The sequence below is a fragment of the Xanthobacter oligotrophicus genome (assembly GCF_008364685.1).
GTDB lineage: Bacteria > Pseudomonadota > Alphaproteobacteria > Rhizobiales > Xanthobacteraceae > Xanthobacter > Xanthobacter oligotrophicus.
Map to the genome: position 1 here is coordinate 149,347 of NZ_VTTL01000003.1, position 14,655 is coordinate 164,001.

At 66.7% G+C, this 14,655-nt stretch carries 13 protein-coding genes; 9 read left to right on the top strand and 4 right to left on the bottom strand.

The window, feature by feature from the left end:
- Positions 1–105: 105 nt before the first annotated feature.
- On the top strand, positions 106–396 hold the full coding sequence (locus FZ033_RS05705; RefSeq protein WP_149575184.1) for a YggT family protein: 291 nt from the start codon (positions 106–108) through the stop codon (positions 394–396).
- Positions 397–410: 14 nt separating this feature from the next.
- Positions 411–743 carry a DUF167 family protein gene (locus tag FZ033_RS05710; RefSeq protein ID WP_149575185.1) on the top strand — a complete coding sequence of 111 codons (333 nt, stop codon included), beginning with the start codon at positions 411–413 and terminating at the stop codon, positions 741–743.
- A 642-nt stretch (positions 744–1,385) separates the two neighbouring features.
- Here the strand turns inward: FZ033_RS05710 and FZ033_RS05715 are convergent.
- The 3 genes from FZ033_RS05715 to FZ033_RS05725 form a co-directional block, all read right to left on the bottom strand.
- A complete protein-coding gene (locus FZ033_RS05715) occupies positions 1,386–2,303 on the bottom strand; it encodes a TorF family putative porin (RefSeq protein WP_149575186.1) in 918 nt (305 codons plus the stop codon).
- 494 nt (positions 2,304–2,797) lie between these two features.
- Complete coding sequence (locus tag FZ033_RS05720; RefSeq protein ID WP_149575187.1) at positions 2,798–3,640, bottom strand: protease inhibitor Inh/omp19 family protein; 843 nt, start codon at positions 3,638–3,640, stop codon at positions 2,798–2,800.
- Positions 3,641–3,791: 151 nt separating this feature from the next.
- Positions 3,792–4,748: a 2-hydroxyacid dehydrogenase gene (locus FZ033_RS05725; protein ID WP_149575188.1), complete on the bottom strand. Its 957-nt coding sequence runs from the start codon at positions 4,746–4,748 to the stop codon at positions 3,792–3,794.
- Between the two features lie 317 nt (positions 4,749–5,065).
- Between FZ033_RS05725 and FZ033_RS05730 the strand changes: the two genes are divergently transcribed.
- From FZ033_RS05730 to FZ033_RS05750, 5 genes are all read left to right on the top strand, one after another.
- Positions 5,066–6,142, top strand: coding sequence for an ABC transporter ATP-binding protein (locus FZ033_RS05730; RefSeq protein ID WP_149575189.1), 1,077 nt, complete (start codon positions 5,066–5,068; stop codon positions 6,140–6,142).
- Positions 6,143–6,253: 111 nt separating this feature from the next.
- A complete protein-coding gene (locus tag FZ033_RS05735; protein ID WP_149575190.1) occupies positions 6,254–7,567 on the top strand; it encodes an ABC transporter substrate-binding protein in 1,314 nt (437 codons plus the stop codon).
- A 262-nt stretch (positions 7,568–7,829) separates the two neighbouring features.
- Positions 7,830–8,681 (top strand): carbohydrate ABC transporter permease, encoded by an 852-nt coding sequence (locus FZ033_RS05740; RefSeq protein WP_408068469.1) that lies wholly within the window; start codon positions 7,830–7,832, stop codon positions 8,679–8,681.
- A gap of 109 nt (positions 8,682–8,790) precedes the next feature.
- Entirely contained in the window at positions 8,791–9,678 is an 888-nt protein-coding gene (locus FZ033_RS05745) for a carbohydrate ABC transporter permease (protein WP_149575192.1), read from the top strand.
- Between the two features lie 154 nt (positions 9,679–9,832).
- Entirely contained in the window at positions 9,833–10,333 is a 501-nt protein-coding gene (locus FZ033_RS05750; RefSeq protein WP_188079325.1) for a TIGR00645 family protein, read from the top strand.
- A gap of 20 nt (positions 10,334–10,353) precedes the next feature.
- On the opposite strand, the gene FZ033_RS05755 is transcribed toward FZ033_RS05750, so the two are convergent.
- Complete coding sequence (locus FZ033_RS05755; RefSeq protein ID WP_149575193.1) at positions 10,354–11,214, bottom strand: MBL fold metallo-hydrolase; 861 nt, start codon at positions 11,212–11,214, stop codon at positions 10,354–10,356.
- A gap of 383 nt (positions 11,215–11,597) precedes the next feature.
- On the opposite strand from FZ033_RS05755, the gene FZ033_RS05760 reads away from it, so the two are divergent.
- Entirely contained in the window at positions 11,598–11,738 is a 141-nt protein-coding gene (locus tag FZ033_RS05760) for a DUF3096 domain-containing protein (protein WP_149575194.1), read from the top strand.
- A 111-nt stretch (positions 11,739–11,849) separates the two neighbouring features.
- The gene (ppdK, locus tag FZ033_RS05765) at positions 11,850–14,510 is read left to right on the top strand and encodes a pyruvate, phosphate dikinase (RefSeq protein ID WP_149575195.1); all 2,661 of its coding nucleotides are present in this window, start codon (positions 11,850–11,852) and stop codon (positions 14,508–14,510) included.
- The last annotated feature ends 145 nt before the right edge of the window (positions 14,511–14,655 follow it).

Genomic DNA, 14,655 nt, shown 5'->3' on the forward strand with positions numbered 1-14,655 from the left:
GGCAGGAAACCTTCATCGGACCCGTCACGAGCGGCCTGCGGCCTTGTTCACAACCGCCTCGGGGGGCTATTGCTGACGCGCAACTCCCCGGGGACCCTTCCTGCGATGCGCGCGCTGCTCGACGTCATCCTTCTCGTTCTTCAGCTTTATGTCTGGCTGCTCATCGCCTCGGCGGTGCTGTCCTGGCTCGTGGCGTTCAACGTCGTGAACCCCCACAATTCGTTCGTCCGCAGCGTGGGCGAGTTCCTCTACCGCATCACCGAGCCGGTGCTCGCGCCCATCCGCTCCGTGCTGCCCAACCTCGGCGGCCTCGACCTGTCGCCCATGGTGCTGATCCTGATCATCTTCTTCATCCAGCAGGTCATCGGCTACTACATCTACCCGAACGTCTTCTGACGGGCGGGGGGCTCTTGTCGTTCCTGAAGCTCCTGCCCGACGGCCTGGAGGTGACAGTGCGTGCCACCCCGCGGGGTGGGCGCGACGCCCTTGATGGCGTGGCGGAGCTGTCCGATGGCCGCGCTGTCCTGAAGATCAGGGTCAAGGTCGCGCCGGAGGACGGCGCGGCGACGTCCGCCGTCGCCCGCGTGCTGGCGCAGGCGGCAGGAATAGCCGCATCCCAGGTCAGGCTCACGTCGGGAGCCACCGCGCGGGTGAAGACGTTCCGCATTGCTGGAAATGCGGCCGAGCTGGCCACCGCCCTCACCCAGGCCGCCGCGGCGCCCGCCGGCAAGGCGCGAAAATAACGCTGAGAATGGGCGGGTCCTGATCATCGGCCATTGAGCGAGCCCAAGCGGCGCTTGCAAGACCTCGTCGGAGTCTCGGCCCCTCTCCCGGGCCAAGATGGCCCCGAGGGGCCGGCCGGGACACTTGCCCCCCCTCATACCATCGGCCTTTGTCGTTGACCGATGCCAAGTGGGTACGCTCAAGCGCCGCGCGGGCTTGACCAATGGCCCGTGAGACAAGCTCATGGGCCATTGTTATCACCCCTGCCGCTCCAGTCCCGAAGCGCGCGAGCGCCGGGAGCCGGATTGCGGCCCCCGTTCCTTCCTTCCCCAACCTTCCGATCCGATCTTCCCTCGCGGCTCATGCGCCATGGGAAACGGTGCCCGGCCCATGTGCGGACCCATGTGCGGACCCATGCACCCGGCCGCATGACCCTGGCGGATGCCCCCGGCGGGGGCCGGCACCGGCGACACGCCTCAGGATAAGTCGCCCGTTTCAACACCGGGGATGCCGGGACGCAGGCACTCGGCGGACCGCGCACCAGCCAACCAACCAGCCAGCCAGCCCCGGCCGGATCACCCCGACAGCTACTCCTGCCACAAAAGAAAAAGGCGCCGCGCGGTAAGCGCGGCGCCTTCTGGCGTCAGGGACGCCGGTTCAGATCACTTGAGGGCGTTCAGGGAGGTCGCGAACGACAGGGTCGCGAGGAACTTGTTGCCGCAAGAGTTGGTGTTGCTGATCATGAAGCCGCAGTCGGCATCGCTCAGGTCGGTGCCGGAGTAGCGCAGGTCGAGGGTGGCGGCCTTGTAGGTGAAGGCAACGCCCACGTTCCACCAGTTGTAGCCGGGGATCGTCTGGATGTAGGTCAGGTCGGTGAAGGCGTAGCTGACTTCATAATTGTAGGCGCTGGTGGACAGCCACTGATGGCCGAACTCGCCAGACGCATACCAGCCGAACGCTTCGCCGGGACCGAAGGAGGGGAGCGGAACCTTGGCGGTCACCGAGAGGGCGGTGCCATCGGTGCCGGTGGAGGCGAAATCGCTGGTCCAGTAGAGGTTCAGGCCGAGGGTCAGCCAGGGCGCGACCGTGTAGGTCGGCTTGGCATAGATTTCCCAGTAGTTGAAGTCGCTGGAGCCCGGGCCGAAGTTCAGGCCGGTGATCGGGTCCTTGCTGGAGCTGCTGCCGGGATAGGTGTAGTAGACCGCGCCGACGTCGAGGGCGAAGTTGCCCCAAGTGTGGCGCAGGCCGCCCGAGAAGTCGACTTCCAGCGAGCTGTTGCCGTTGGTGTAGCCGAGGCCGTCAATGGTGGTGTTCACCCAGTTCTGGTTGGACGCCCACACGTTGAAGTACACCCAGTCGAACAGCTGCAGTTCGACGAAGCCCTGGATGGCGGGGTTGTTGTTGGTCTGGCTGATACCGCGGAAGAGGTAGTCCGACGTGCCGGTCACGCCGAAGGCCAGATCCCACAGGGGAGCCTCGGGAGCCGGAACAGCCTTCACCGGCAGCGGCGAGCTGAGGTCGGCCGCGGAAGCGGCTCCGGCCAGGAGCAAGGAGGCGGCGACGACTGCGATCTTCTTCATAACGGTACCCCGGCTGCGATTTAGATTGATAGAAATCAGGTCCCCGCCTCAAGTCCAATGGCAAAATTCAGGCAGCAATTGCTACCCAATTGGGCAAACCCGCATGAATGCTGGATTTCTGTGTTGCGAAGATGCAACGCACTCTGGCGAAACGGTGACGACGCCGGTTCCTGACACGAAAAACATCTGACGCAGGAGCAGTTTAGAAGCCTCTGAAGAGGTATTTCAGTAAGCCACGCCGAGTTGGGTGACGCGGCCGCGCCACAGCGACTCGATGCGTTTCGGACGGCGTCCGACCGCCCGCCAACGACCGGGAGACGAAACCGGCCCCCGTCGCGCCCTGCATGACCGGCGCGTCCGGATCGCAGATGCTCAAGCTGGCGTGCCTGCTTATGCCATCGGCCTCGGTCTTCGACCGATGCCAAGCGGGGACGCTCAAGCGCCGCGCGGGTTTGAGCAATAGCCCATGAGTCAAGCTAACGAGCTATTGGTATTTAAGGCCGGTTCATGAGCAGCGGGCGGCCACGCTCCGGCGTCCGTGCCCAGCCGCCGTCTTCCTGCCGCGCGAAGCGGATCACGGCGGTGTCGGTGTCGCCGCGCACCAGGATATTGCCGCCCTCGATGTCCCACGCCACGGGACCAAAGCGCAGAAGGGCCGGATCACAGCCCGACGCGATGGCGAGCGCCTTGCCCTTGCCGTTGCCCGCGGGCTGGTCGAGCAGGGTCACGCGGCACACCGGCGTTCCCGCCTGCCGGGCGAGGTCCCATTCGCCCACGACCTCTTCCACCTTGATCTCGGCGTCCTCGTCGGCCGCAGCGGGATTGGCGAGGAAATAGACCCCGTCGCCTTCCCTGAGCGCCTCAAAGCTGCCGTTGGTGCCTTCGGTGAACTCGGCCACGGTGCGGCCCTGGGCATTGAGCAGGCGCAGGGAGCCGGACGGGTCGGGCAGCCAGGCCACCACCTGCGCCGAAAAGGCGATGATGGCGCAGGCCTGCCGGTCGAACTCCACCGCGAGGCCCGGCCCGGCGGGCTCCGCCTTCAGCGCGAAGGGACAGGTCCGCGAGCCATCGGCATTGGCCAGACGGAACGGCGCGGCGAGCCGCGCGCCCGCTTCCCGCACTGCAGGATCGAGCCGCGGAGGGGCCTGCGGCCGCGGTGCCGCGGCGGGCGCTGCAGGGCCGGAGGGCGCATCGCTGCGCTGCGCCAGCTGGATGCCAGCCGGAATCATGGCCGCGCCAGCGGTGGCGGCGCGCGCGAGGGCCGCGCCCGGCGGCGTCACGCCCATCTGCGCGCCCAGCACCAGCGCCGCCGCAAGACCCATATGCCGTGGAGCCATCCTGCCCTCGAAGCCGAACACGGGCCGAAACGCTACCACCTTCCGCCTACCGGTTCACCCCCGGTGCGCGCGCGATTGCCTCTGGCGAGCCACTATGGGTGAACCACGTCCGCCGGACAGGTCACGCGCGCGCCGACGGACAGACCGAGCCTCACGCCTTCGGCCAGGGGGTCTCCGCCACCGGGGTCAGCGGACCCTTGCCGTCCATGAAGGACACGATGTTGTCCACCACCAGTTGGCCCATGGCCGCACGGGTATGGTGCGTCGACGAGCCCACGTGGGGCAGCAGCACCACATTGTCGAGGCCGAAGAAGGCCTCCGGCACATGGGGCTCCTTCTCGAACACATCGAGCCCGGCGGCCAGGATGGTGCGGGATTTCAGTGCCGCGAGCAGCGCCGCCTCGTCCACCACCGTGCCGCGGGCGACGTTGATGAGGATGCCGTCCGGCCCCAAAGCGGCGAGCACGTCCGCATTCACCAGATGGCGGGTCGCCGCCCCGCCGGGGACGATGACCACCAGCACGCTCACCTCCCGCGCCATGTCGAGCAGGCTCGCATGATAGGGCAGGTCCACGTCCGGCTGCTGGCGCCGGCTGTGATAGGCGACCGGCACCGCGAACGCCTCCAGCCGCCGGGCGATGGCCTTGCCGATGCGGCCCATGCCGACGATGCCCACCGTGCGCTCGCGCAAGGTCGGCCCGAGCGGATAGGCGCCCTTCAGCCAGTTGCCGTCGCGCACGAAGCGGTCGGCCTGGGGGATTTGCCGCACGGTGGCGAGCAGCAGGCCGAGGGTCAGATCGGCCACCTCCTCGTTCAGCACGTCCGGCGTGTTGGTGACGATCACGCCGCGCCGGGCTGCGGCGGCGGCATCCACCGTGTCGTAGCCGACGCCGAAATTGGCGACGATCTGGAGATTGGGCAGGCGCGCCATCAGCGCCTCGTCCACCCGCCCCTTGCCGCGCGTGGCGATGGCGCGCACCGCGCCGGCGGTGGCGTCGGAAAGCCCATCCAGGGGCAGGAGGTCGAAGCGGGCGGCGAGCTGGCGCTCCACCACCTCTTCCATCACGGGTCCGGTCAGAAGGACGGCCGGGCGGGCTTGATCGGTCATGGCAGGCTCTCAGTTCCGACGGTCAAATCTGGCCCAGGACCAATGCCAAGGGCAAGGAAACGGTAGCAAGGTATCCCGGCGCCGGCCGGGAACGCCCCCTGTCTACCCCCATCGCAGGGGCCGGTTCAATGAAAGTTCAATCGTTTTAAATTCCCTCTTGATCCCGGCTTCGGCTTTCACCATGATCGCGCCGCGTCACACAGAGGGCGCAAGGTTCCCCTAAGGGACCCAAGAAACAGAATGAAGATCACGCGCGACGTTGAAGGCGGACGGATATCCGCCCGGCGCGCTGGCGAACACGAGGGAGAGGACGCTTCATGGCGACCGTGGACATTCGCGGTGTGAAGAAGGCCTATGGCGCGACGGCTGTCATCCATGGGGTGGATGTCAGCATTCGCGACGGCGAATTCGTGGTGCTCGTGGGGCCTTCCGGCTGCGGAAAATCCACCCTCCTGCGGATGATCGCGGGGCTCGAGAACATTACCGGCGGCCAGATCCTCATCGGCAACCGCGTGATCAACGAAATGCCGCCGAAGGAACGGGACATCGCAATGGTGTTCCAGAACTACGCGCTCTACCCCCACATGACGGTGGGGGCCAACATGGGCTTCTCGCTCAAGCTGCGCAAAGCGCCCCAGGCGGAGATCGATTCGCGGGTCAAGCGCGCGGCTGAAATCCTCAACCTCACGAAGCTGCTCGACCGCTACCCCCGCCAGCTCTCCGGTGGCCAGCGCCAGCGCGTCGCCATGGGCCGCGCCATCGTGCGCGACCCGCAGGTGTTCCTGTTCGACGAGCCGCTCTCCAACCTCGATGCCCAGCTGCGTGTGCAGATGCGCACCGAGATCAAGGAACTGCACCAGCGGCTGAAGACCACCACGGTCTACGTCACCCACGACCAGATCGAGGCCATGACCATGGCCGACAAGATCGTGGTGATGCACGACGGCATCGTGGAGCAGATCGGCGCCCCGCTCGACCTCTACGACCGGCCCGCCAACCAGTTCGTGGCCGGTTTCATCGGCTCGCCCTCCATGAACTTCGTCAAGGGCAAGGTGCGCCTCGGCGCCGACCCGCGACTGGTGACGGACAGCGGCGTCGAGATGCCCCTGCCGGCAGCCCCCGGCCTCACCGACGGTCAGGCGGTGGTCTACGGCCTGCGGCCCGAGCACATCCGGCTCGACCCCAACGGCGTGCCGGCGACGGTGGTGGTGACCGAGCCCACCGGCTCGGAAATCCTGGTGGTGGCCCGCCTCGGCGAGGCCGGCCAGAAGGGGCAGGAAATCACCTGCCTGTTCCGCGAGCGCCTGTCGTTTGCCCCCGGCGAGGTGATTCACATCGCGCCGCAGCCCGGCCTCACACACCTTTTTGAGGAGGCGACGGGCAACCGCCTCTGACACACTCCAGACGGCAGCAAAGACGGCCCGGCGACGCCAATCCACAACGCCAGGGCCGCACCAGAACTGCTCGCACGCCAAAACAAACATATCTTCACGGGAGGAAGACGAATGACCCTTTCCAGACGCGACGTGCTGATGGGCGGCGCCGGTCTCGCTGCAGGCAGCATGGCCCTGCCCTTCCTGGGCGGCACCCAGGCCTTCGGCCAGTCCGTTCCCAAGTTCGAGCCGGAGCCCGGAGCCTCCCTGCGCCTGCTGCGCTGGTCGCCCTTCGTGAAGGGCGAGGAGGATGCCTGGCTCGCCAACACCAAGAAGTTCACCGAGGCCACCGGCGTCGAGGTGCGCATCGACAAGGAGAGCTGGGAGGACATCCGTCCGAAAGCCGCCGTGGCCGCGAACGTGGGCTCCGGCCCCGACATGGTCTGGGTCTGGTTCGATGACGCCCAGCAATATCCCGACAAGCTGCTCGACGTGACCGACCTCGCCAAGGGCCTCTCCGCCACCTACGGTGGCTATTATCCGGGCAACGAGGTCTATGCCCAGGTCAACAATCGCTTCGTGGCGCTGCCGCTGGCCACCATCGGCAATGCGGTGGTCTATCGCGACAGCTGGGTGAAGCAGGCTGGATTTAGCGAATTCCCGAAGGACACCAAGGGCCTGCTGGAACTGGGCAAGGCGCTCAAGGCCATCAACCACCCCATGGGCTTCACGCTGGGCCACGGCGTGGGCGACGGCAACAATTACTGCCACTGGATCCTGTGGAGCCACGGCGGCAAGATGGTCGACGAGAACGGCAAGGTGGTGATCAACTCGCCGGAGACCGTCGCCGGCCTGCGCTACGCCGCCGAGCTGTACAAGACCTTCATTCCCGGCACCGAGAGCTGGCTCGACGTCAACAACAACCGCGCCTTCATCGCTGGCGACCTGTCGGTGACGGCGAACGGCGTGTCCATCTATTATGCGGCGGCGAACGACCCCAAGCTCGCCGACATGGCGGCGGACATGAAGTCCACCAACTTCCCCATCGGCCCCATCGGCAAGAAGGTGGAGCTGCACCAGACCACCCAGGCCTGCATCTTCAAGTACACCAAGTACCCGAAGGCGGCCCAGGCCTACCTCGCCTTCATGTTCGACGCGCCGCAGTACAATGCCTGGCTCACCGGCGCGAGCGCCTATTGCTGCCAGACGCTGAAGGCCTTCGCCAACAATCCGGTGTGGACCTCCAAGCCCATCCACGCCGCCTATTCGGTCGCCTCCGAGACCCTGCAGCCCAACGGCTATGCGGGTCCGCTCGGCCCCAAGTCGGCGGCGGCCATGGCCGACTGGATCGTGGTGGACATGGTGGCGGAAGCCGCCACCGGCCAGCGCACCCCGGAAGAAGCCGCCAAGCGCGCCCAGCAGCGCGCGGAGCGCATCTACCGCTGATGTGACGGGGGCTCCGGCGCCGACGCGCCCGAGCCCCTTCCCGCTCCGCCCTCTCCCGCCTCGCCCTGCACGCGGGAGAGGGCATTTCCCGACAGCGGCGGCACCGGCTTCAGGCCGGCCGCCCCCTCCCCCTTGGGGAGAACGGCACGTCAGATTCCCGGAGATTCCTTCCATGGCCAACGTCACTGCGACCGAGCCGTCCCCCTCGCGGTCCTTCTGGGCCGGCATCGGCCAGGGCCGGCATGTGATCGGCATCCTCTTCATGCTGCCGGCCGCCGTGTTCCTGCTGTTCTTCCTCACCTATCCGCTGGGGCTCGGCGTCTGGCTCGGCTTCACCGACACAAGGATCGGCCGCGCCGGCGTCTTCATCGGCCTGGAGAACTACCAGTCGCTCATGGGCGACAGCCTGTTCTGGCTGGTGGTGTTCAACACGATTCTCTACACGGTGGCCGCCTCGATCCTGAAGTTCGCGCTCGGCCTGTGGCTGGCGCTGCTGCTGAACGAGAACCTGCCGTTCAAGGCCTTCTTCCGCGCCGTGGTGCTGCTGCCTTGGGTGGTACCCACCGTGCTCTCGGCCATCGCCTTCTGGTGGATCTTCGACAGCCAGTACTCGATCATCTCCTGGGCGCTCATCAAGATGGGGCTCATCTCCACGCCCATCAACTTCCTCGGCGACGTGGCCAACGCCCGCGCCTCGGTGATCGCCGCCAACGTGTGGCGCGGCATTCCCTTCGTCGCCATCTCGCTGCTGGCCGGCCTGCAGACCATCTCGCCCTCGCTGCACGAGGCCGCGACCCTGGATGGCGCCACCAACTGGCAGCGCTTCCGCTACATCACGCTGCCCATGCTCTCGCCCATCATCGCGGTGGTGATGACGTTCTCGGTGCTGTTCACCTTCACCGACTTCCAGCTCATCTATGTGCTGACGCGCGGCGGGCCGCTGAACTCCACCCACCTGATGGCGACCCTGTCGTTCCAGCGCGCCATTCCCGGCGGCTCCCTGGGCGAGGGCGCGGCCATCGCGGTGGCCATGATCCCGTTCCTGCTGGGGGCGATCCTGTTCAGCTATTTCGGCCTCCAGCGCCGCAAGTGGCAGCAGGGCGGAGCCGACTGATGGCCACGCCCCGCCCGGCCGGCACCGGCCCCTCCCGCTCTTTCCTTTCCCCGACCCTTACCCGCATACGGGTGAGGGAAAGCGCCGCGCCCGCGTCGAGGACCCGCCCATGACCCAAACTTCCGAACAGATGACCGACAATTCCACGGGCATGAGCTATCTCGACAGCCTGCCCCGGCGGCTGGTCACGGTCATCCTGCCGCTGCTGGTGTTCGTCTTCGTGCTGCTGTTTCCGTTCTACTGGATGGCGATCACGGCCATCAAGCCGAACTACCAGCTCACCGACTACAACAACTATTCGCCGCTCTGGGTGGTGGAGCCGACGCTGGAGCACATCAAGTATCTCCTGTTCGAGACCTCCTATCCGCACTGGCTGTGGAACACCATCTACATCTCGGTGGCGGCCACCGTCATCTCGCTGGTGACCTCGGTGTTCGCCGCCTATGCCATCGAGCGGCTGCGCTTCAACGGCTCGCGCTGGGTCGGCCTCGGCATCTTCCTCGCCTATCTGGTGCCGCCCTCCATCCTGTTCATCCCGCTCGCCATCATGGTGTTCGGGCTCGGCATCTACGACACCAAGCTCGCCCTCATCCTCACCTACCCCACCTTCCTGGTGCCGTTCTCCACCTGGCTGCTGATGGGCTATTTCCGCTCCATCCCGTTCGAGCTGGAGGAATGCGCGCTGGTGGACGGCGCCTCGCGCTGGCAGATCCTGATCAAGGTGCTGCTGCCGCTGTCGGTGCCGGGCCTGATCTCGGCGGGCATCTTCTCCTTCACCCTGTCGTGGAACGAGTTCATCTACGCGCTCACCTTCATCCAGTCGTCGGAGAACAAGACCGTGCCGGTGGGCGTGCTCACCGAGCTGGTGCGCTCGGACGTGTATGAATGGGGCTCGCTGATGGCCGGCGCGCTGCTGGGCTCGCTGCCGGTGGTGATCCTCTACTCCTTCTTCGTGGACTACTACGTGTCGTCCATGACCGGAGCGGTGAAGGAATAGGCATCTCGCGCAGGCGGGACCTCCCCCGGTCGGCAAAGCTTCCCCTGCGAAGCTTTGCCCGCTTGCCCTTCGGCCGCGACCGTGGCACCCCTTTGCGCCTTCGCTGCAACGCGGCAGGGGTGGCCCGCAGGGTCGATACGGAGGGGATGGGACGATGCTGGAACGTGCGATCGAGTCGGTGCTCTTCCGCAGCCGCTGGATCATGGCGCCGTTCTATCTCGGCCTCGTCGTGTCCCTGCTGGTGCTGCTGTTCAAGTTCGGCAGCGAGCTGCTGCACTTCGTGACGCATGCTACCGGCGCCACCGAGAGCGACACCATCCTCGGCATCCTCGCCCTGGTGGACCTGACGCTGACCGGCAACCTGGTGCTGATCGTCATCTTCTCCGGCTACGAGAACTTCGTCTCCAAGATCGATCCCGAAGGCCATCCCGATTGGCCGGAATGGATGACGCGGGTGGATTTCACCGGCCTGAAGCAGAAGCTTTTGGCCTCCATCGTCGCCATCTCCGCGATCCAGCTGCTCAAGGCCTTCATGAACATCGACAAGGGGATGAACGAGAACACGCTGATGTGGCTCGTGATCATCCATGTGGTGTTCGTCGGCTCGAGCCTTATCCTCGCCTGGTCCGACAAGCTCTCCAACAACAAGCATTAGGCCGGGTCCCGCTGCCGGGCCTATCGCCCCGGCAGCACCAGCACGGTCGGCGCCTTGGGCAGGGTCTCCCGCGCCAGCATCACGCTGGCGTCGGCGGAGCGTTCCACCTGCCACTCCCGGCCGAGGCGCGACAGGAACCGTTCCAGCCCCCACGCGCTGAAATAGTGCATGGGGATCACGAGGGGGGCGTTGATGGCCTTCAGCGTCTCCACCATGCCCTCGATGTCGAGGGTGTAGGAGCCGTCCACCGGCGCCAGCACCACGTCGATGCGCCCCAGCGCCTCCAGGTGGGCGGGCGTCAAGAGATGGTGCAGGTGGCCGAGATGGGCGATGCACAGGCCCGCCACCTCGAACACGAACATGGAATTGCCGTCATACTCGGTGCCCGCGCCCCGCCGGATGTTGGTGGGCACATTGCGGATCCACACGTCGTCGAGGGTCAGCTCGTAGTGCGCCGCGCGCCCGTCCGGGCTCCAGCCGCGCAGCACGTATTCAATCCCGGCCTCGGGCGCATCGGTGTAGTGGCTGTCGTGGGCGTGGTTCATGGTGACCACGCGCGGCACAATGGGCGGGCGGATATAGTCGTTGTAGTCGGTGACGATGGTCACACCCGCGGGGCTCTCGATGAGAAAGCTCGCGTGGCCGAGAAAGGTCAGCCGGACGAGACCCGCAGCCGCAGCCAGCCGCAGCCCACCACCGTCCAGCGCCGCGAAGCGGACCGGCGCGCGATCGGCCACCATGCGGGGACATTTCTCCGGCTGCGCGGCGGCGAAGCCCGGCACCAGCACCAAGGCGGCGAGAGCAGCCAGCGCGGCTCGCCATAGATTGTGCATCGCAGCATGAAAGGGCAGGACCAACCGGGGGCGGGCAAAGGCGGCCATGGAGCCTCTCTGGGATCGGAGCCTCACGCGGATCGTGCCGGCGTATGGCGCGCGGACCGGCGCCAGAGGCGGGAGCAAACCGGAATGCTTTCAATTGTCGCCCGTTACCGCGTCCGCGCAATGCCACCCCACGTAACGGCGCCGTGAGCGCCACCCGAGCAAAGCGCGCGTGTGGCGGCTGTGTTCCCGCGGCGCAGCATGGACGAAAATCCAGCCCCGTCCGCCCAGGCGAAGACAGCCTGGGTCCGGATTGCGCCTTCGTGCATGCAGGCAAAGGGCGATTCCCCGCGCGCACGGGCTCCCCAGCGCTTCCGCGCCAACGGACCATTCTCTAGCATTGGCGGGGGATGACTATAAATCACGTGACGTGAGGAAATTTCACAATGTCTTTCAACCTCGTCATCATCCAGCCCTGGGTCGCCCTGGCGGCAGGCGTCCTCATCCTTGCCTTTCCGCGCCTTCTCAACGTTCTGGTGGCGATCTACCTCATCATCGTCGGTCTCACGGGGCTCGTCGGCCACTGAGGCGCCGCCTGGGGCAGGCAGGGGCTGCGGCGTTGGCCCCTGTTGCTGCTTTGTGCGCTGCACGCTAAGCATCTGCCCATTCCGCACATCCCAGCTACAGGGATCAGCTACATGACGAAATGGGTCTACACCTTCGGCGACGGGAAGGCCGAGGGCAAAGCCGACATGAAGAACCTGCTCGGCGGCAAGGGCGCGAACCTCGCCGAGATGTCCAATCTCGGCTTGCCAGTCCCTCCCGGGTTCACCATCCCTACCGAGGTGTGTACCTATTATTACGCACACGGCCAGACCTACCCGGCCGAGCTGAAGGGCGACGTGGAAGCCGCCCTGGCCCAGGTCGGCCAGCTCACCGGCAAATCGTTCGGCGATGCCGCCAACCCGCTTCTGGTCTCGGTGCGCTCCGGCGCCCGCGCCTCCATGCCGGGCATGATGGACACGGTGCTGAACCTCGGCCTCAACGACGAGACCGTGGAAGCCGTGGCCAGGCTCGCCGGCGACCGGCGCTTCGCCTATGACAGCTACCGCCGCTTCATCACCATGTACTCGGACGTGGTGCTGGGCGTGAGCCATCACCATTTCGAGGAGATCCTGGAGCACTACAAGCTCCAGAAGGGCTTCAACCTCGACACCGAGCTGTCCGCCGACGACTGGGCGGCGCTGGTGGTGAAGTACAAGGAGAAGGTCGCGGCCGAGCTCGGCAAGCCCTTCCCGCAGGATCCCCACGAGCAGCTGTGGGGCGCCATCGGCGCCGTGTTCAGCTCGTGGATGAACGCCCGCGCCATCACCTACCGCCGCCTGCACACCATTCCGGAGAGCTGGGGCACCGCGGTGAACGTGCAGTCCATGGTGTTCGGCAACATGGGCGAGACCTCGGCCACCGGCGTCGCCTTCACCCGCAACCCGTCCACCGGCGAGAACGCGCTTTACGGCGAGTTCCTGGTGAACGCCCAGGGCGAGGACGTGGTGGCGGGCATCCGCACCCCGCAGGACCTGACCGAGAAGGCCCGCAAGGCCGCCGGCTCGGACAAGCCCTCCATGGAGCTGGCCCTTCCCGAGGCCTTCAAGGAATTCGAGCGCATCTCCCACGTGCTCGAAAACCACTACCGTGACATGCAGGACCTCGAGTTCACGGTGGAGAAGGGCAAGCTCTGGATGCTCCAGACCCGCTCCGGCAAGCGCACCGCCAAGGCCGCCCTGCGCATCGCCGTGGAGCTGGCCGCCGAGGGCCTCATCACCGAGGAGGAGGCGATCGGCCGTGTCGATCCCGCCGCCCTCGACCAGCTGCTGCACCCGGCCATCGACCCCAAGGCCGAGCGCAAGGTGATCGCCACCGGCCTCCCGGCCTCCCCCGGCGCGGCGGCGGGCGCCATCGTGTTCACCGCCGACGAGGCGGAAGCGGCCAAGGAAAAGGGCCTGAAGGTCATCCTGGTGCGCGTGGAGACCTCGCCTGAGGACATCCACGGCATGCATGCGGCCCAGGGCATCCTCACGGCGCGTGGCGGCATGACCTCCCACGCCGCCGTGGTGGCCCGCGGCATGGGCAAGCCCTGCGTCTCCGGCGCCGGCTCCCTGCGCATCGACGCTGCCGCCCAGACCCTGACCGTGAACGGCCAGGTGTTCAAGAAGGGCGACCACATCACCATCGACGGCGGCACCGGGCAGGTGCTCTCCGGCGAGGTCGCCATGCTCCAGCCGGAGCTGTCGGGCGAGTTCGCCACGCTGATGGGCTGGGCCGACAAGGTGCGCAAGCTGAAGGTGCGCGCCAATGCCGAGACCCCGGCGGATGCCCGCATGGCCCGCTCGTTCGGCGCCGAGGGCATCGGCCTTTCCCGCACCGAGCACATGTTCTTCGATGCCGGCCGCATCCTGGCCGTGCGCGAGATGATCCTCGCGGACGACGAGGCCGGCCGCCGCGCGGCGCTGGCCAAGCTGCTGCCCATGCAGCGCGACGACTTCGTCGAGCTGTTCGAGATCATGAAGGGCCTGCCGGTCACCATCCGCCTGCTCGACCCGCCGCTCCACGAGTTCCTGCCGCACACCGCGGAGGAGACCGAGGAGGTGGCCAAGAGCCTCGGCGTGGATGTGGAGCGCATCGAGCGACGCAACAAGGAGCTGCACGAGGTCAACCCGATGCTCGGGTTCCGCGGCTGCCGCATCGCCATCGCCTTCCCCGAGATCGCGGAAATGCAGGCCCGCGCCATCTTCGAGGCGGCCATCATCGCCGCCAAGAAGACCGGCGAGGCCGTGGTGCCGGAGATCATGGTGCCGCTCATCGCCACCAAGGCGGAGTTCGACATCGTGAACGCCGTCATCCGCAAGACCGCCGAGGCGGTGGAGAAGGAAAGCGGCGAAAAGCTCACCTTCCAGGTGGGCACCATGATCGAGCTGCCCCGCGCCGCCCTGCGCGCGGAGGAGATCGCCAAGGGCGCCGAATTCTTCTCCTTCGGCACCAACGACCTCACCCAGACCACCTTCGGCGTCTCGCGCGACGACGCGGGCACCTTCCTCGGCCCCTATGTGCAGAAGGGCATCATCGAGGTGGACCCGTTCGTCTCCATCGACGTGGACGGCGTGGGCGAACTGGTGAAGATCGGCGTCGAGCGCGGCCGCAAGTCGCGTCCCGACATCAAGCTCGGCATCTGCGGCGAGCACGGCGGTGATCCCGCCTCGGTGGCCTTCTGCCACGAGGTGGGGCTCAACTACGTATCCTGCTCGCCCTTCCGCGTGCCGATCGCCCGCCTCGCGGCGGCGCAGGCGGCGCTGAAGAAGTAGGACCGGGTCCGGGTATCCGGACGGGCCCTGCTCGTCCGAATACCGCGTCAACCAAGACGCGAAAACAAAGAGGCCGCCCGGGGGAGCACTCCGGGCGGCCTCTTTGTTTTCGCGTTCCGGTGGCAGGCACCGGAACAAGCTGCGC